Source organism: Membranihabitans marinus, from assembly GCF_021729155.1.
Classification (GTDB): Bacteria; Bacteroidota; Bacteroidia; order Chitinophagales; family Saprospiraceae; genus Membranihabitans; species Membranihabitans marinus.
On record NZ_JAJQYA010000021.1, the window covers coordinates 57,841 to 77,355 of the forward strand.

Below are 19,515 nucleotides of genomic sequence, written 5' to 3' on the forward strand. Positions count from 1 at the left end.
TGTTGTAAAATCGAAAATGGAATGATATTTGCTTTACATCAGACAGCTATACCTAATATCGATATGAAGCCTTTGTATAAAAAAAACAAATTTCATTTTTGGACTGTATTGACATTATTGTTAATGATGAGTTTGGTGGGATCTTTTCAGGAAGAAACCACGGTTTGGTACTTGCTTTTTGGCATACTGGCTCTTAACGCCGTTTTATCAATCTTCCATCGGGGCATTAAAATGGTCTCTTGGATCATTATTACAGTTTGTGCTTTTGGCATCGTAATGTGTCTACCTGTCTTTGCGGATTGGATACTTTCAGGCATGCCCTCATTTGAAGAGGTCGATCAACACATCGTCTACAAAACTCGCTTCTTTTCCTTTCTCAATTTTAGCCTATGCAGTGTTCTGGGGTTGGGACAGGTAAAATCAACAAATTAATCGTACTCTTTCACCGACCAGTCACAAAATACACCTCAACCTTATTTTTTCCTAGCCAAAATAACAATAGTGGTAATAATACAGGCCGCTCCCAGATAATCCACTAAAATAAAGGGCACTCCCATCACCAAAACAGCCAATATAGTGGCCGATAACGGCTGCACCGTCGCCAATAGTGAGGAAATCTCAGCCCCTATCATATGAATGGCATTTAAATATAAATAAAATGCAATTAAACTGCCAAAGACCAGAATAAAACCTGTGGCCATAAAAGTACTCAGATCCCATATACCTGACACAGCCCAAGGAGGAGTCATCAAACAACTTATGGTCAGTCCTCCGATAAACATAGCCCAGCCCAAAACGATGGTCGATTCAAATTTTCGAAGCAGGGATATTGGAAAAATGGAGTTAAAGGACAAGGCCATGGCTCCTCCCAAGCCCCAAAACAAGGCTGGCTTTGAAATAGACAGTTTACTAATATCTCCGTGGGTCACCAATAGAAAAGTACCTAAAACGGCCAAAACTATAGCGATCCTTTCTCTACCGGCTGGCCATCGACGTCTTCTCAATGCATAATAACTGGCGATTAATACCGGCCCTAAGTATTGCAATACCGTAGCTGTCGCAGCATTGGATGCTTGAATGGCAGTAAAATACATAAATTGAACTCCCATCATCCCGCAGATACCAAAGGCAAAAACCTGGATGGTATCCATCCTCGTTTTAAATATATCAAAAACAGCTTTGCCATGAGTAATACTAGAATACAATATCAACATAGTGCCAGAAAACAGGAGTCGAGCGCTGACCAACCAACGAGGTTCTATTTCTCTATATTGAAACAAAAACTGAGCGCAGATGGCAGAAACTCCCCATAGGACACCGGCAACCACTGCATAGATAATGCCCTTGGTTAAAACTTGTTTTTGGTTGATTTGCATAAATTTTTCTTCTCGCCTTTACACCTATAAAGACCGATGTGCAAATGTAAATCCTTTTGCCAAATATTATCTGACCTTTACTAGAGTTTTCCCAATATCCATAAAATTTCACCCTAAATAATTCTCTTCAGCCCTTTATTCTATGTTATTCATCATCCATAAAATTCCAGAAATATAAGATATAAATAAGGAAATTGATAAAACGACTCGAGATTCACCTACTCGACCTAAGATTGTGAGAAGACCAGGTCAACTACCCAAACACAAGGATGGAAATCTCGGAGAAAAAAAAAGGTCTAATTATAAATCGATCTCCGTCGTTCGCTTTCGAGTCGACAGTGCAAACTGAGTTTTCACCTTGCCCAAATTTTCAATATTAGACAGCTTATTGAGGATAAAATCGTTGAACTGATCCATATCCTTAACCAAAATTTTCAATAAAAAATCGGAATCCCCCGTGGTGTGATAGCATTCCATGACTTCTGGAAATACGGTAATTCTATCGACAAATGCCGTCACCTCTTTGAGATTGTGTTGACTGAGAGAAATCTGGACAAATGCCACCATCTTATAGCCCAATAGGTCGGCATTGAGCAAGGCCACATATTTGTCAATAAGACCATTTTTTTCCAATCGCTTAATCCGTTCAAAGATGGGAGTGGCAGACAAGGTCAATACAGCGGCCATTTCCTTAATGGTAATCCGTGCATTCTTTTGGAGCATGTCCATAATCTGACGATCAAATTCATCCAATTTCATAGGGTAAAGATAAAAAAGAAGTTGTAATCCAACCTCAGCTATTCACAAAACAAAAGTAAAATTATCCCCCATTATTCGGGAAATTGAAAAATAATTGTATCTATATACCTAAAGAAATCCCTACCTTTGCAGTTCTAAATCAAAGTTTTAATCGATGTTTCCAGAATACGATGTGATAGTAGTGGGCGGAGGTCACGCCGGATGCGAAGCCGCAGTAGCGGCAGCCAACATGGGATCTAAAGTCTTGTTGGCAACCATGAACATGAATACCATAGCACAAATGTCATGTAATCCAGCCATGGGAGGGATTGCCAAAGGTCAGATTGTGCGTGAAATAGATGCGATGAATGGTTACTCCGGTATTGTTACCGACCATACTATGATACAGTTTCGAATGCTCAACCTATCCAAGGGGCCAGCGATGTGGAGTCCACGAGCGCAAAGTGATCGCATGGAATTTGCTGGAAAATGGCGGGAAATGTTAGAACAGAATCTAAACATTGATTTTTGGCAGGAAATGGTGACCGGAATTATCGTTAAAGACAGTAGAGCCTGTGGTATTTATACATCTCTGGGCTTGGAAATACCCAGCAAATCAGTAGTTCTAACCAACGGAACCTTCCTCAACGGCCTTATCCATATTGGCAATAAAAAATTTGGCGGAGGAAGAGCAGGTGAAAAAGCAGCGAAAGGCATTACCGAACAATTGCGGGAATTGGGTTTTGAAAGTGGCCGGATGAAAACCGGAACTCCTCCCCGTGTCGATGGCAGGTCTCTCCATTGGGATCGAATGGATGTACAACCAGGGGATGAAAATCCGGGTCGTTTTTCATATACCGACACTCCAGCATTGACGGAACAACGTCCATGCCATGTCACCTATACCTCCCCAGAAGTGCATGCAGAATTGGAAAAGGGATTTAAAGATTCGCCGATGTTCAATGGTCGAATCCAGGGCATAGGTCCGAGATACTGTCCGTCCATCGAAGACAAAATAAACCGTTTTGCAGAGCGAGATCGCCACCAACTTTTTATTGAACCCGAAGGCAGAACAACATGTGAAATCTATGTCAATGGATTTTCGTCTTCCCTTCCCGAAAACGTTCAATACAATGCATTGAAAAAAATAGTAGGATTTGAAGATGTCAAAATGTTTCGCCCTGGCTACGCCATAGAATACGACTACTTCCCTCCTCAACAATTGCAACTTTCTCTGGAGACTAAATTGATTCAGAACCTGTTTTTTGCAGGTCAAATCAATGGAACTACAGGATACGAGGAAGCCGCAGGTCAAGGATTAATGGCCGGTATCAATGCCCACCTCAAGATCAATGAAGAAGATCCATTTATCCTCAACCGTTACGATGCTTATATCGGCGTGTTGATCGACGACTTGGTCAACAAAGGCACTCAAGAACCCTATAGAATGTTTACCAGTCGAGCGGAATTTAGAATACTCCTTCGACAAGACAATGCCGATATCAGACTCTCTCAAAAAGTGGCCGACTTGGGCATGAAAAATATGGACCATCGAATTGAAATGGTCAATGAAAAATCTGAGGCTATAAAAGGAATTGAATCCTTTGCCAATCAATTTAGTGTAGAACCCGGATTAATTAATCCATACCTCGAGACTATTGGCAGTACACCATTGCGTCAAAAGATAAAATTGTCTACTTTAATATTACGTCCCAATGTCTCTTTTGAAGCCATCAAAACCTACTTGCCCCCTCTCAATGAATTTTTACAACAATTTGACGGTGAAAAAATATCTTCAGCTGAAATTGAGATGAAATACAGTGGATATATCGGTAAGGAAAAAGAACAAGCCGACAAACTGAAACGATTGGAGAAGGTAGTATTAGGTCCTACTATGGACTATGGGCGTATTACATCACTTTCTTCTGAAGCTAGAGAAAAATTAAATCAAATAAAACCGATGAACATAGGTCAAGCAAGTAGGATATCTGGGGTTTCTCCAGCTGATGTATCCGTACTTCTCGTCCATATGGGAAGGTAAAACCGCAAAGAATGGCATCATATAAAAATGTAGTTTTCTTGATTCTCTTTACTCTTTTATGTGGCTGTACATCCAACGACCAGGATTATAAAGCTTCATTACATCAACCTCGCTACATTTTTGAATCGGTTAAAAAATTGACCGACATCATGGTCCACGATATTTTCTCTCCTCCAGTAGCCTCTCGCATTTATGCCTACCCCATGATAGCGGCCTATGAAATCATGCAACAAGGAGAAACCGATTATCAATCATTGGCAGGGCAATTGAAGGAATTGACTCCTATCCCAGCGTGGGATACCACATCCAATGTAGACCTCTACGTAGCCGCCATCGATGCCTATACAAAAGTGGGCCAGAAACTGATTTTTTCGGAACATGAAATGGTGGATTATCGAGCTTCATTACACCAAGAGTGGAAAGATTTGGGATTACCCAGCTCTGTACTCAAAGCTTCTGAAGCCTATGCAGATCTAGTCGTCCATCACATTGTTGAATGGATGTCTAAAGATCAATACGCAGAGACCAGAACCGATCCCAAATTCAGTGTAACCGATGATCCGTCCCGATGGGTTCCTACCCCGCCAGCATATATGGATGGCATAGAACCTCATTGGCGAAACATTAGAACCATGGTATTGCAACGTCCAGATCAATTTCAGCCAGCTCCCCCACCGCCATTCAGCATAGAAGCCAACAGTGACTTTTATCGCGAAGCTCAAACTGTTATGCAAGATCTAAACGAAGAAAAAATAGCCATCGCCAGTTTTTGGGATTGCAATCCCTTCGTCATGCATCAGACCGGCCATGTAATGTTTGCTTCAAAAAAAATATCTCCCGGTGGTCATTGGGTTGGCATTACTGAATTGGCTTGCAAACAAGAACAGACCAATATAATAGAAAGCCTCGCAGCCTACACTATGGTCTCCATCGGTTTGTTTGACGCTTTTATCAGTTGTTGGGATGAAAAATATCGTTCCAATCTAATTCGACCTGAAACCTATATCAACAAATACATTGACGATCAATGGCAACCGGTTTTACAAACTCCTCCATTTCCCGAGCATACCAGCGGCCATAGTGTAGTTTCCAGAACATCGGCAATTATACTGACCCAAATATTTGGACCAGACTTTGCATACAATGACACCGTAGAGGAAGAATACGGCCTCCCTGCCCGCCAATATACTTCCTTTCTCCAAGCCTCTGAAGAAGCCGCCATCAGTAGGCTTTACGGAGGTATCCACTATATGCCTGCCATAGAGGAAGGCATTATCCAAGGCCAAAAAGTAGGCGAATATATATGGGAAAATATTTCACTTAAACCACAATTGAGTCATTAAACTTTCTCATCTCACTATCGTTGTTAAGATATGAACACTACAATATGAATCAGCCCAAAAAAGATATTGAAAGTCTGGACGAGGTCAAAGTCCTAGTGAACACCTTCTATGACAAAATAAGAATCGACGATGTTTTAGGCCCTATCTTCAATGAAAGAATAAAAGATCAATGGCCTGTCCATCTTGAAAAAATGTACCGCTTTTGGCAAACCGTTTTGCTGAACGAACACAGCTACCAAGGCAGTCCTTTTCGTCCACATGCCCAATTGCCTGTTGGCTCAGAACACTTCAATCACTGGCTGTCCCTTTTTGAATCTACTCTCAACGAATTATTTGAAGGCCCCAAAGCTGATGAGGCATTGTGGAGAGCAAAAAAGATGGCCGAAATGTTTCAAATAAAGATAACTTACTATCGTCAAAACAAAAGCAAGCCAATTCTTTAAAGATAAGAGATTGATTTGTACGAAATACATTTACAAACTACTAGTCTTTATCGACCGTAAATCGATAATTTAATTTAAAAAAATAAGATCTACCCCAGTCCACCAATTGCTGCGAGGACGTCGAAGAATGAGCGCTACCGCTGGTTCCAGAAACGGAAATTGATTGAATGTCGAGTAAATTTTTCACCCCTAGGGATAAAAAGAGAGAGGTATTAAATAAACTTTTACTCACAGATAGATTGACCATATTCATCCCTCCTATTCGGCCTTCTTCCACGACATTATTTTCACCTAAATAATACCGTTGTTGTTGACTCGTCCATTTTTGAAAAATATAAAAATCTGATTCAATCCCCGGAATCCGATAACTTAGATTGTTTTGCCACTCAAATACATTGGTAAATCGATTGGCGTCCGAGATATCACTATATATATTGTATAAGCGAGTCCAACTACCGGCCGACTGAAATTGAAATCGATCAGAGAAAGCAATTTCCATGGAAGAATTAAGACCATGGCTCTCAAATTCGGATATATTTTGATAGGTATATTGATTGACATCAAACTCAGCCAGTATAATTTTGTTTTCAATGATATTATTGAAAATCGAGGTAGTCCACATGGTTTTTCGATTCCACAATCTGATCTGGCCGGTAATATCGAGAGACATATTTTTAGAATGCTCTGCACCCAATTCCGCATTGCCCACGATGTAGTGATTGATATCTATAAATTCAAATAACATCTCCTTAAGGTTGGGGGCTCTAAATCCATGGGCATAACTCACCCTTGCATTCCATTGAGGATTTATCCGCCACAGTAAATTAGCAGCCGGAATCAATGGATGATCATAGGTAGAATTGTAACCGTATCGCAGATGACCTTGAACATCTAAAGAAGGGAGTAACTTGTATTTACTACTGATCCAACCCCCATAATTAATTTGCTTATTGGCCCTCGTTGAATCAGCCTTAATTCGATTGCCTTGAGCCGTCTCGTATAGATATTCCAGTCCCAATTGACCAGACCAACGATCAGAAAAATCAATGGATGCAAAGTTTCTAGATAATAAACTGTGATATGTGGTGGTGTCCAAACTCTCTGCCAGTGTCGTCTCCAAACTTTCATCGAAATCCATTCGAATGGTTTCCAAGTTTCGATTATACGAATTGTATCCATTATTAGAAGTAAAGAACAATTTTGGCCCCAAATATCCCGAAAAATAGACACTATGGTCAATTCGCTCGGTATAATAGTAATCGTCAAATGCATAGGGTTTATACACAGGTCTTCGCACTTCGCCCATATTTTTCACCTCTTCATTTAAATAGCGAAATTTATAACGAATGGATGAAGAATCCGTGATTTGATATTTTAGAGTACCATCACCTGAATATTGATATTTAGGATTCCATGGATATTTTTTAGTCCTAGTAATAATGCCACCATTGTCGATGACTTCATAGATACGAAGGCTATCACTAGAAGCTAACTGTGAATGATATCGACGTCCATTGATCTCGCCATACCATTTACCCCATTGTTTACTTATACCCAAACCATTGTCCAATACACCTACTGATTCTATGACATTGCGCGATTCAATATTAAGTCCCTTTATGGTACTTTGATCCGATATAATATTGATTACTCCCCCAGATGCATTGCTACCGTATTGTGCCGACATTGCACCTTGCACTATTTCTATTCTTTTGACTCGAGTCATCGGAATTTGGGACAGGTCGATATTGCCATCCAATCTTCCAATTACGGGAATGCCATCTTGAAGTATTAATATATTTTCACCGCCGATCCCCTGCATTTTCAAGCCATTGCCCAATACCAAATCGGTACTGACCTGCATATTCAGTTGAGTCAATAGCACTTCCGAAAGATTAGATACGCCCATTTTCTGAATGGTTTGTCCATCAATCACACTTACTTTGTGCATAGCTTGAGAATAATGGGTAGGCTGATACTGTGCCGTCACCACAAATTCGTCCATTTTTAGATTCCATGCAATGGAATCAAAATGCAAACTATCCTGACCGATTACTCTCGATATTGTACAGAGTAATACCAATACCAATGTCGCTCGACCATACATATTATTGATTTACCAAGGTTGAAACTATAGTGTCGTCGACGATGGATCTCCATTCTTCCAATTCCGGAACACCTGGTTTACGAGCTCCAAAAAAGTAGGTAATTAAATTTCCTTCTTTATCGAACAACTCTAAACTAGTCACGATACCGTCTTTGGTCGGTTTTCGAACAACCCAAGTTTCACAGATATCTGATGATTTCAAATGTAAATTGAAATCGGGATCCAAGACATTAAACCAATCGCCAAAGGTTTTTAGGTTGCGAATAGGTCCGGTATGAATCTGGACACAACCTTTGCTGTGCACAAAGCACATAATCGGTACTTGACGCTCTGCAGCTAACGCACATATTTTCTCCACAGATTGATTAGAGACCTTTTGCGTCATTCCTTCTGGAGCTATGGACAATGCCGTTAATCGATCGAGATTAAATGATTTCAACATTCCAAAAAAGCTGTGGGTATCATCTAGATTTATCCATGCTTCACGAAAACCAGCTACATCGACTTGAGAAATATCAATCTCTTCCTTTTCACTGGGCTTGGTCTGACTTTTCTGAATCTCTATCGGTTCTTGTTCATCTGCTTTGTACTGTTCCACAAGAGAATGATAAGCCGTTATATCAGATTGAACTGTTGAAAATATTTTGTGGACAGCTTCCCCTTCTTCATTAAAAAATTGAAAGGAATATAAGTCATCGCCCTTGGGACGTACCATGACGACGGCCAATCCATACTTCCATGCATTCATAAAATAACGCATATCGATATCGGGATTCACAGCTACTCCCATATTGGCCTCACCTTTGTAAAAGGTTACATTTTCATAAATTCCTTTGCGTTCATGGACTACTGAAGAATTCCGGGTCAGAGCCATGATTTTGCCCATTTGGTACATATTTTCCAAAAGTGATTTAAAATCATCTCGAAGAAGGACGACTTTGTCGCCAATATTCAAGGTTAACAATTCAGCTTCTGAAATTCCCAATTTCTCAGCCAAATCTCTGTTCCGCAATTTGGGATTTGATTTTTTTAAATCTTCTAATTGACTTTTTAAATTTTTAATTCTATTCATAATGGTAAAGTTGTGATATGAGGACATCCCAATATAGGGTGTGGTTGAACAATGGAATTAATACCCAATACCGACTGTAGAATATCGGGTTGAAACATTTGATCAGGAGATCCGCTATACACGAGTTCCCCAGACTTTAACAACAGGACTTGATCTGCAAATTGAGCAGCTAGATTGAGATCGTGAAATATGGCAAAAACCCCATAGTTTTCACGATGGCATTTTTCCTTAACCAACTGCAAGATCTTATAGGAATGATGAATATCTATAGAAGCGGTTGGCTCATCTAGAAATAAATATTTAATATGATGATCACTGTCTGACAACTGAACAAAGCATTTGGCCAAAAGCACTCGTTTTTGTTCTCCACCAGAAAGGGTATCGAACATCCTGTCTTTGTATCGCAACATGCCGACTTCATTCAAGGCTTGGAGGATTTTATTTTTCTTGTCCCCAGGAGATACTTTTTCATTTATAGCCATCATGCCCATTTCCACCAAATCGTATACCTTCATCGGAAATCCCGGAGAGAACTGCTGGGACAATACCGCTCTTCGACGAGCCAAGATCTTAATATCCATTTGATGGAGGGGCAGTTTATCCCACAATATCCTGCCATCGAATCTTTTATTCCGTCCGGACAAGGTATTGAGCAGGGTGGATTTACCCGCGCCATTAACCCCGATTACCACGGTAAATCTGCCGGGAAGGATATCAAAAGAGATATCCCTTATGATTTCATGACCGGCTATTGCTACATTTATTTTTTGGACTGTTATCATAATAACCACTGTTCTTTTTGTGACCGCATCAATAACCATAAAAAGAATGGCCCCCCTACCAAAGCCGACAATATTCCTATAGGCAGTTCTGCAGGAGCAATAATGGTACGCGCTAAATCATCGGTTAAAATCATAAATATGGCACCTGTTAGGGCTGACGATTTCATTAGAAATCGATAATCTGCTCCTTTAATTAAGCGTATAAAATGTGGAATTACCAAACCTACAAAACCGATAATTCCACTCATGGCAATACATACTCCGACTATGAGAGAGGATATGAGAATAACTCCTGTCTTGACTTTTTCCACAGCAACGCCCAGATATTCTGCTTCGTGCTCGCCCAGCATTATAGCGTTGAGAGAATGGCAGTAGGTATTTAATTTATATATTCCGATTAGGATAATAGGACCGGCAATAAAAACTTGAGTCCAAGTGGCTCCGCCAAAGCTCCCCAAACTCCAGAAAGTAATATCTCGCAATTGTTGTTCATCAGATAAATAAATAAAAATTCCGGAAATAGCACTAGTAAGGGCTGTGATAGCAATACCGGCCAATAACATCGTCATAATATGGGTTCTACCCGCTTTTTTGGATAAAAAATAGACGAGATAGATGGATACCATACTCCCCGCAAAGGCAAAAAGAGCCACCATGGATTGCTGAAAAAAAGCCGTCATTGAGGGCAGAATTACCCCCATTAAAACTATTGACATAACCGCAAACAACATGGCTCCACTGGTCACGCCTATAAGAGAGGGATCGGCAAGGGGATTTCTAAACATTCCTTGAATAGCTGCTCCAGTAATTGCCAATCCGGCCCCAGTAAGACCAGCTAATACTATCCTGGGCAGACGAATATCCATTAATATAAAGTATTGGCTCGACGCTAGGAATTCTGTGGAAGATTGTCCCATAAGTGACTTTAGGTCTACCTGAAATGCTCCCATATTGAGGGAGATTAAAACGGTAACCATTAGCAGTCCCCAGAGAGAGATAAATATTTGTCGATGGCTGAACTTCATTTTAAATAGTGGTTTCAATATAATTTTTGAGACAATTCCAATGCTGCTTTACCCACCCGAGGACCGAAGGAAGTTAAATAATGTCCGTCCATGGCAATAATCTTCTTGTTCTTAAAGGCAGCAGTCTGAGACATACCTGGGATTTGAGACAGGCCCTCGACATTGTCAAAACTGGCCAATCCCGATTCAAACATCAGGACAACATCGGGATTGGATTCCAGTAATGATTCCGCAGTTAGCGCTCTAAAACCTTGAAACTCTTCAACGGCATTTATTCCTCCAGCACATTTGATTATAGCAGCGGCAGAAGTTTCCTTACCGGCAACCATCAGATTACCTGCCCCTCTAGCATAGATAAACAATACTTTTGCTGGTTTTTCTATTTGATTTTTGAAATCATTTAGGCTGACGCTATCTTGATCTAATTGCTGTTTTAATTCTTTTATTTTTTCATGGTCAATAGCTATATGTTCTGATAATTGTTCTGCTACATTATAGGCATTGTGCAATGTAAACTGAGTTTGTACCGGCAGTATTTCCACTCCAGAATTGGCCAATTGTTCAAATACTGGATTTTGTGCCATCTGCTGAGCGTCGACCAATATCAGGTCTGGACTTAAAGACATTATTCCCTCTGCATTGATTTGACTAATATGACCCAACTGAGGCAAACTTTTCACATCATCGGGATATGTACTGGTGACATCAACTCCGACAATCTGATTTCCCAAATCCAAATCGTAGAGCAATTCTGTAACGAATCCACTAAGAGATATTATCCTCTTTTCTTGTACCGAAGTCAGCTGATTTTGTGGATCAGATGAATTTTGGCAAAAAGTTAGTAGCATTACAATGCCGGCTAGCGCTAGAATTTTAACCTTCATAATATTTTATTTATTGAATGATAAGTTTTTTCGAGAATGCGGATCCATCCATCGATAAGACTAAATGATATAACCCGGGTTGGAAATTACTGGGAAGGACATAGGGATTGTCACCTACTTGTAATGATAAGGACTGGTGGAATAATCTTTGTCCAAGCACATTGTACAAACTAACCTCAGCCTCTTTTACAGTTTTAGTACTGGATATTATCCCATTTAAATCCCGACCTTGTAATATTGGATTGGGGTAGAGTTTAAATTCGTTGATATAAGATGGTCTCTCTAGATAAGAAGCTAATACTGTTTCATAGGTTTTCTGAAAAGTAGATATCCCTGTCGACGATCCCTCAAAGTCAATAAACTGCAAGCGGTAAATACTGTCATTAGCCGTTTTAATAAAATACACTTGATCATCGGCTACTTCATACTGGAAGGTAGATAGACTAAAGGACTTCCATTCGTGACCGATGGTTTCAATATTAGACGACCACTGATCTTCGTAATCACTATATGGAACAGTTGCTGGATCAACGCCGGTTACCTTAATGGCTTCCAACTCTCCGCGCAACAATACCCCAGTTACATTGTAGTCTAAAATTCCACCTTGACCATCGTCGAGAGGAGTATTATATCTGGTAAACTTTAAATCCCAATCTTCTGGTTCCAAGTCGAGTACTTGTTGATTTTGAAGAGAATAATAAGCAAATTGTTTGTTTTCAAAATCGGATTTATCGATACTGTCTACTACGATATTTTGGCTTTCCAAATCTCCATATCTAAAGTAGTATTTACTTCCTCTCAGAAGATCAATCATACATTTACGATATTCACCATTTCTTAGTTTTACAATAAATACTCGACTTCCAATGACATCATGACTAGCTGGATTATAGCTTCCCCATCCAAAATCAAAAACATCTGCGGTATCGGTTAAACTATTGAAGGCACCTTCTGACCAGGATGAACCACCATTGTACAGTTGATCTAAGATATGACTGGTATCCAATACTGCATCAAAATCATTTACAGAAGAACTGTAGAGAGCCACTGGAGGTAGGGCATCAGTAGCTGATGAAGCAGCTTCGTTGATAGCCACGGCCAATCCTCGACTACTGACTTGGAAAGCAATATCCCATTGTTGATAATCGACACTGGTAGATTCGCCAGTTGATAAGCTGTAATAAACACTGGATCGGTAGCCATCACCTTGACTCACTTGGTCAATTTGGCCATAAGATAGTAGGGAAAAAAACATTAAAATGATAAGGGGTGTAATTATTTTCATTGTTATTCTTATTTAGACTTAGTCAAATTAAAGATAAATATAGAGCTAAAAATTTCTTCTCAAAACATATTTGAAAAAAATTGAAAAAAATATTCTAGCTATGCTTACATATCAGTAGCATTAATAGATCGGAATAATTAATAGAGTTCTTCTATTCTAGCTTATTATAAAGAAATGGATTGGAGGAAAGATCTCAATGTCTTGTGGATAGTGTCCAAGGACTGACTCATATCAATACGGAGATCGGCCGATGGTATTTCCAAGGTATCGAATTGAGATTGTAAGAGTGAAGGCGGCATAAAATGAGACCTTGCCTCCATTCGTTGACGAATAAGGTGAAAATCACAATCTAAATATATCCAAATTCTATCTTCTTCACTGATGTTGTGATTTAGTACATGGCGATAGGATTCTTTTAAGGCAGAGCAAGCGACCACAACACTGTGGTTTTGCAGTTGATCGACCACAAATTCATTAATATTTGACAACCAACCTGCCCTATCGTCATCGTTAAGTGGATGGCCGGCGCTCATTTTTGCAATATTTTCTTTAGAATGAAAGGAGTCTCCATCGTAAAAAGCGATAGACAAATCTTCAGCCACCATTTCACCGATGGTCGTTTTTCCACTACCAGACACTCCCATTACATATATTACCTTATGCTTCATTCTTATATCGCTTGAAAATTGAAGGATAAATTTGCATAAAATATATTTAAAAAATCGTGTTTATCTGACATAAAACAAAGTCAACCTAATAACATAGGGTAGTATATGATTGAAAAACGCCACCCTCATCAGAATTAAAAGAATATATCCATCCCTTCTTTTCTAATTATAATGACATACCGAATTAGAATAAAATTGAATAAATACATCATATTTAATCCCGGCTTGACCTAGATAGGCTGGGAAAAAAGAGTTCTTGCTATATGAACCATAATACCGCCAATATTTTACTTATATCAAAAAAATATATTTAAAAAATTTTCTCCTTCAACATATTTTCACTATATTGGAAATTCACCAAAAAATTAATTAAACCTTTATTTTCTCTTATAAAACAATTGACATGCAGTTGTTTAATGAAAATATCGGTTGTATTCAGCAGATTAAATATGTTTGTCATATTGTAATTCTCCTTTTTACATATCCGGTCATCGGCCAGTGGTCCATCAATCAAATCGATAGTACAGCGAATATTGATTTTGATCAAACCTTAGACGGCGTATGCAATGACACTTTTACTGGAAGTGGTTTTGCCCCCGCTCCTTCACCTGGGAATTTAGATTCAGACGCATGGAAGATATTGGGTTTCACCGCTGGCGATTTAAATTTCGGAGAGACGGCTACGGAAAATGATTTTGCCAGAGGAATTTCTGAAGGTGGAAAAACTACTGGTGGTATTTATGCATTTATCCATTCTCCAAACAATCACAGTTTCGGTTTCCAGCCCACTGGAGGGGATTTCACCCCGGGCCAAATCATTCTTCGAGCCATTAACAACACGGGAATGGAAGTCAATGGATTAAATATCAATTACCAAATTTGGACCTATAATAATGAGAATCGATCCAGTCACATCAAATTTTCATGGTCATTGGATGACGTAATATATCACGACATTCCCAGTTTAGACTATATCAGTCCGGAGGCAGAATCCGACTCTGCTGTTTGGAATATGACTTATCGCCAAGGAGACATTGACACCATATTGCCATCGGCATCGTCCATTTACCTACGATGGACGACAAATGACGAAGGAGGTTCTGGCAGCAGAGACGAATTGGCTATAGATGAGATAAATTTAAGGATGTTGTCATCTGGCCTCCCCATATATATACAGGCCTTTAAGGCCAAATGGCAAGACAAAGCCATAAAAGTGGTTTGGCAGCTGTTAAATATTGATGAATTATTTGCGCAATACCATTTACAACACAGTAACAACGGTTATCAATGGGAAGATATTTTTGTGACTGAGGCTATGAAAGATGGGTCTGGCTTACATGATTTCACGTATTATTACAGTCCTAAATCTTCTGATGAACATTTCTTTCGATTAAAAATTCATTCCGTCAATAGTCCTACAATATATAGTCGAACAGAAAACTTAAAACCAGAATCTCAATCTTCAAAAATCACCATATATCCCAACCCAAGTGATGGTCACATAAAAATTGATTGGGGGCCATTTTCTCAAAACACCAATATATATCTAGTTTCTAATCTCGGTCAGATCGTCTTAAGAGATATAGGCTATAGAGATAAAACATTGGATTTGAGTTTTTTACCTTCTGGCATTTATTTTTTGGTCATAGAAGATAGGGGGGAATTAGAATGCAAAAAGATTGAGTTGGTCAGATAAGGATTATCCTATGATCAGGAAATGTTTGTTGATCATAAGACACTGAATACTAGGAACGATTGAGGATATATACTCACTACATACATAGAGAAGATATAGAAGTTGGAACGAATCAATGGACAAAACAATAGATCACAGCAAATCAGGATGGAGAACTCAACCATTGGATCTCAGCCTATTGGGATGAAGAAGAAAGGTATAATACCAAATGCATTTAGAATGTTAGCGAGTACGAGTAATCAAAACTATTGATCATAAATTTAAGACGGATGATGTAGAAACTAAATCTTGAGAAGTCAACTTCGTAGAGAATACAAATGCGTAGAGAATACTACCCCTAAATATTTGCTAAAGATTAGCTGAATGAGGAAGATGAGGGGAAATGAGGGGAGGTAAAATATGTAGGAAGGGGGGAGGAATGGGTCGTTGGATGACCAATGGCGCATGAGGCGCTTAGCCATCAGAACACAATTCAAGTATAGCTGATTTAAAATTTAAAAAAATGAAAGCAATATCAAAAAGCCTAACTTTGTCTGATTTTCAGAAAAAATTCCCCGACGATGAAAGTTGTTTGAAATACTTATCAAACAAAAAGTGGAAAAATGGATATCAGTGCCATCGATGTAAGCACGAAAAATATTGTAATACTGTAAAGAATTACCATCGTCGATGTACTAAGTGTGGATATATTGAATCACCAACTGCCAACACTTTATTCCACAAAGTGAAATTTAGTTTACTAAAAGCCTTTACCATTGTCTACTTTGTATCGACCAATAAACGAGGGATTTCATCTACGGAACTCAGTCGAAAACTGGGTTTAAGACAAAAAACTTGTTGGCTTTTTAAACAAAAGACCATGCAAGCTATGGGGAGTAGAAAGATTTATTCCATAACCACCGATGTAGAAATTTTGCCATTGGAACTGGGAATCAACCATGTTATAGAAAATGGAGAAAAGGTGGTAAAGAAAAAACTAGCTGTTCTTGCTCATGAAAAAAAAGGCAGTGGTAGAGGCAACACATATGGTCACAGAATAAAAAACCTGAGTTCCAAAGAATTGAGCGTAATTTTTCTAAATCATATTGACAAAACAGCAACTATAAAAACGACGGGATGGTCTGGCTTTGCCCCATTACAAAATGTATATGGAAAAATGAAACCTTTCAAACCCAATAAAGGGAAACGTCCCCTAGTGATGTCTTATCGTATCGGTTGTGGGCTATTGCAGTGGCTCAGGGGAATTCACGGACATGCCGAACATTTGCAGTATTATATAGACGAATACTTCTTTAGGCTTAATAGATGTGATATGGAAGATGGCATTTTCCTCCACCTTATAGAACGGATGATAAAACATGAAGCGAGAACTTACAAAGACATTGTGACCTATAAGCCTAAAGCGCCTTTAGTCTGAAAAACCGAGTAATTTTTTCAATGACAAAAATTCTCGCCGATTTCCAACAGCATCAACCGAATCTCCAATATCGCTTCCTCAACTAAAAATGAAATCAATACCGAAATTTCATTCGACATCAATTGCTTCTCATCACAAAAACTATTGAATTGAATTACCTATCCTTAACCTCATGATAAACAAATTGATCTAATTATATCGAAAACCACAACCTCATCACAACAAAATCAAATCCCGTAATCGCCACCCAATCAATCCGCTAAATTCTGATCATGACTAAAAATCAAAACACAAAATCTCTATACCCAACCTCCTTTACTCGCCATCGGTTAAAATTTGAAGCTTAGCAAATTTTAACATTATTCGCCGTTGTGGACTATCGATTTCCTTGAAAAATATCGTAGCGACCTTGCTCTTATTCTTTCCGTCAATATTCAATACCTTACCCTTACCAAATTTTAAATGTAAAACATACATGCCCACTTCAATATCATCGGGATTGCATGGCTTGAAATCAGCAGGCGCTGTTCTGGTCACCATCTTTGGCGCCGACCTCGACTTCCCTATACCTGTGACCGTAGCCCTAGAACTGGCAACAGTAGTCTGTGGAACTCCGTGCAATACATTGGGATTCTCAAGGTGTTGTGCCGACAACTCTTCAAGAAATCGACTGGATCGATTGTATACCAATTTGCCAAATCGATACCTTGAAGTGGCAAATGCCAAAGTCAAATACTTGCGTGCCCTCGTAATCGCAACGTAAAACAACCTCCTCTCCTCATCCACATCCTGTTCATTCTCCATGGACATAAACGATGGAAATAAATTCTCCTCCATCCCCACTACAAATACCGCGTCAAACTCCAATCCCTTGGCCGCATGAACAGACATTAATGTCACCTGCTCAAATTCCGAATTCTCATTGTCCTGATCCGTCAATAACGCTATGTTCTGAACATAACTAGCCAAACTTCTATCCACTTCCTCTTCATCATCGGATTCTACAACTTCGTCAGCCTCTACAAAATCCTTGATCCCATTGAGCAATGCTTCAATATTTTCCAATCGACCCAAACTCTCCACCGTATTCTCATCCTTCAATGACTTAATGATGCCACTGGCATTGGCTACATAATCAGCAGTAGCATAAGCCGCATCAGGTTGATTTTTGGCAATACCGGACTCAATAATAGATATGAAATTATTGATCTGTGTTCTAGCTCTCGCACTGAGTGGAGCCTGCTTTGCCGCTTCAAAAAGCGAAATATTATTGGCCGCAGCATAAGACAAAATTCCGGCTAAGGTCGTATCCCCTATCCCTCGCTTGGGATAATTGACTACCCGTTTAAAAGCTTCTTCATCATTGGGATTAATAACCAATCTGAAATAAGCCATCATGTCCTTTATCTCCTTGCGCTGATAGAATGATTGCCCCCCGTAAATCCTGTATGGGATATTGTACCGTCGAAGATGTTCTTCAAAAACCCTTGACTGTGAATTCGTCCGATACAATATAGCGATCTCATTGTTGGGCACATGGTGCCTATTCTTATATTCCAGTATCAAATCGGCCACTCGCTTACCTTCCTCTCCATCTGACACCGCTTTGAGTACCTTGATCTTTTCTCCCTCCTGCTGATCCGTCCAAATCTCCTTCTTTATCTGCCGCTTATTATACCCAATAACCTCATTGGCTGCCGCAACTATATGTAAGGTACTTCGATAATTTTGCTCTAACTTAAAGACCTTGACATTTGAAAAATCTTTTTCAAAGTCTAAAATATTATCGATGGTCGCCCCCCTAAATCCATATATACTCTGGGCATCATCCCCAACAATACATATATTCTCTGGACTGTTGGCATACTTGGTCAATTTGCGAATAATGGCATATTGCAAGAAATTGGTGTCCTGAAACTCATCTACCATAAGATATTTAAATCGCGCGCGATACTTATCTAAGACTTCTGGCTTTTTCTGAAACAACTCGTACAGTCGAAACAATAAATCATCAAAATCCATTGCTCCTGCCGCCTTACATCGATCTACATACTTCTTATAAATCTCGTGAAAATGAGGACGATTCGCTATTTGATCCGCCTGCATATTATTCTTGTCCATTACATAGGCCTTCGGCGTCATTAAATTGCTTTTGGCCGCCGAAATCTTGGACAATACCTGATTAGGAGGATAGGCATCCTTATTCAAACTCATTTCCTTGATTAAGGTCCGCAACAGACTCTTTGAATCATCGGAATCGTAAATTGTAAAATTACTGGGGTAACCAATATGATTGGCCTCTATCCGCAATATTCTGGCAAACAAGGAGTGAAAAGTACCGGCCCACAAAGAATTAATAGAACCGTTGGTTACCTTTTCTATCCTCTCCTTCATCTCCTTGGCCGCCTTATTGGTAAAAGTAAGCGCAAGAATCTCATGAGGCTTTACCCCCTGAGTCAACATATAAGCTATCCGAAAAGTAAGTACTCTTGTCTTACCTGATCCCGGACCTGCCACAACCATAACAGGCCCCTGAAATTGGGTAACTGCTTGTTTTTGAATCGGATTCAACCCATTTATAAAATCTGCCATAATATTTTTTCAATTTCACCGTCACCCTTACAGTGACTCCCCATCA

Annotated in this window: 16 protein-coding genes; 6 read left to right on the top strand and 10 right to left on the bottom strand. The window is 39.4% G+C overall.

From position 1 onward, the window contains the following. Positions 1-21: 21 nt before the first annotated feature. On the top strand, positions 22-432 hold the full coding sequence (locus tag LVD51_RS13200) for a hypothetical protein (protein ID WP_236971854.1): 411 nt from the start codon (positions 22-24) through the stop codon (positions 430-432). A gap of 41 nt (positions 433-473) precedes the next feature. On the opposite strand, the gene LVD51_RS13205 is transcribed toward LVD51_RS13200, so the two are convergent. Further along, positions 474-1,376 (bottom strand): DMT family transporter, encoded by a 903-nt coding sequence (locus tag LVD51_RS13205; RefSeq protein WP_236971855.1) that lies wholly within the window; start codon positions 1,374-1,376, stop codon positions 474-476. 300 nt (positions 1,377-1,676) lie between these two features. Next, positions 1,677-2,135: an Lrp/AsnC family transcriptional regulator gene (locus tag LVD51_RS13210; protein WP_236971856.1), complete on the bottom strand. Its 459-nt coding sequence runs from the start codon at positions 2,133-2,135 to the stop codon at positions 1,677-1,679. A 154-nt stretch (positions 2,136-2,289) separates the two neighbouring features. Here LVD51_RS13210 and mnmG point away from each other — a divergent pair, with 154 nt between their 5' ends. Genes mnmG through LVD51_RS13225 form a run of 3 tightly spaced genes read left to right on the top strand, consistent with a single transcriptional unit; the run spans position 2,290 to position 5,941 of the window. After that, on the top strand, positions 2,290-4,155 hold the full coding sequence (mnmG, locus tag LVD51_RS13215; RefSeq protein WP_236971857.1) for a tRNA uridine-5-carboxymethylaminomethyl(34) synthesis enzyme MnmG: 1,866 nt from the start codon (positions 2,290-2,292) through the stop codon (positions 4,153-4,155). A gap of 11 nt (positions 4,156-4,166) precedes the next feature. Continuing rightward, positions 4,167-5,498 (top strand): vanadium-dependent haloperoxidase, encoded by a 1,332-nt coding sequence (locus tag LVD51_RS13220; RefSeq protein ID WP_236971858.1) that lies wholly within the window; start codon positions 4,167-4,169, stop codon positions 5,496-5,498. Between the two features lie 44 nt (positions 5,499-5,542). After that, entirely contained in the window at positions 5,543-5,941 is a 399-nt protein-coding gene (locus tag LVD51_RS13225) for a group III truncated hemoglobin (RefSeq protein WP_236971859.1), read from the top strand. 40 nt (positions 5,942-5,981) lie between these two features. Here the strand turns inward: LVD51_RS13225 and LVD51_RS13230 are convergent, their stop codons facing one another. From LVD51_RS13230 to LVD51_RS13260, 7 genes are all read right to left on the bottom strand, one after another. Further along, complete coding sequence (locus LVD51_RS13230) at positions 5,982-8,048, bottom strand: TonB-dependent receptor plug domain-containing protein (protein ID WP_236971860.1); 2,067 nt, start codon at positions 8,046-8,048, stop codon at positions 5,982-5,984. Between the two features lies 1 nt (position 8,049). After that, positions 8,050-9,120 carry a hemin-degrading factor gene (locus LVD51_RS13235; protein ID WP_236971861.1) on the bottom strand — a complete coding sequence of 357 codons (1,071 nt, stop codon included), beginning with the start codon at positions 9,118-9,120 and terminating at the stop codon, positions 8,050-8,052. Then, a complete protein-coding gene (locus LVD51_RS13240; RefSeq protein WP_236971862.1) occupies positions 9,117-9,902 on the bottom strand; it encodes an ATP-binding cassette domain-containing protein in 786 nt (261 codons plus the stop codon). The genes LVD51_RS13235 and LVD51_RS13240 overlap by 4 nt, the downstream gene beginning before the upstream one ends. After that, positions 9,899-10,927, bottom strand: a complete 1,029-nt coding sequence (locus LVD51_RS13245; RefSeq protein WP_236971863.1) for a FecCD family ABC transporter permease — start codon at positions 10,925-10,927, stop codon at positions 9,899-9,901. Before LVD51_RS13245 ends, LVD51_RS13240 begins: the two co-directional genes overlap by 4 nt. Positions 10,928-10,941: 14 nt before the next feature. Continuing rightward, positions 10,942-11,811, bottom strand: a complete 870-nt coding sequence (locus LVD51_RS13250; protein WP_236971864.1) for a heme/hemin ABC transporter substrate-binding protein — start codon at positions 11,809-11,811, stop codon at positions 10,942-10,944. A gap of 10 nt (positions 11,812-11,821) precedes the next feature. After that, positions 11,822-13,096, bottom strand: coding sequence for an HmuY family protein (locus LVD51_RS13255; protein ID WP_236971865.1), 1,275 nt, complete (start codon positions 13,094-13,096; stop codon positions 11,822-11,824). Positions 13,097-13,260: 164 nt separating this feature from the next. Further along, complete coding sequence (locus tag LVD51_RS13260; RefSeq protein ID WP_236971866.1) at positions 13,261-13,764, bottom strand: gluconokinase; 504 nt, start codon at positions 13,762-13,764, stop codon at positions 13,261-13,263. Positions 13,765-14,167: 403 nt separating this feature from the next. Here LVD51_RS13260 and LVD51_RS13265 point away from each other — a divergent pair, with 403 nt between their 5' ends. Both LVD51_RS13265 and LVD51_RS13270 read left to right on the top strand, forming a co-directional pair. Continuing rightward, a complete protein-coding gene (locus tag LVD51_RS13265; RefSeq protein ID WP_236971867.1) occupies positions 14,168-15,460 on the top strand; it encodes a T9SS type A sorting domain-containing protein in 1,293 nt (430 codons plus the stop codon). Between the two features lie 502 nt (positions 15,461-15,962). After that, on the top strand, positions 15,963-16,877 hold the full coding sequence (locus tag LVD51_RS13270; RefSeq protein ID WP_236971868.1) for a transposase: 915 nt from the start codon (positions 15,963-15,965) through the stop codon (positions 16,875-16,877). A gap of 315 nt (positions 16,878-17,192) precedes the next feature. Here the strand turns inward: LVD51_RS13270 and LVD51_RS13275 are convergent, their stop codons facing one another. Then, positions 17,193-19,469: an ATP-dependent helicase gene (locus LVD51_RS13275; protein WP_236971869.1), complete on the bottom strand. Its 2,277-nt coding sequence runs from the start codon at positions 19,467-19,469 to the stop codon at positions 17,193-17,195. Positions 19,470-19,515: the final 46 nt, after the last annotated feature.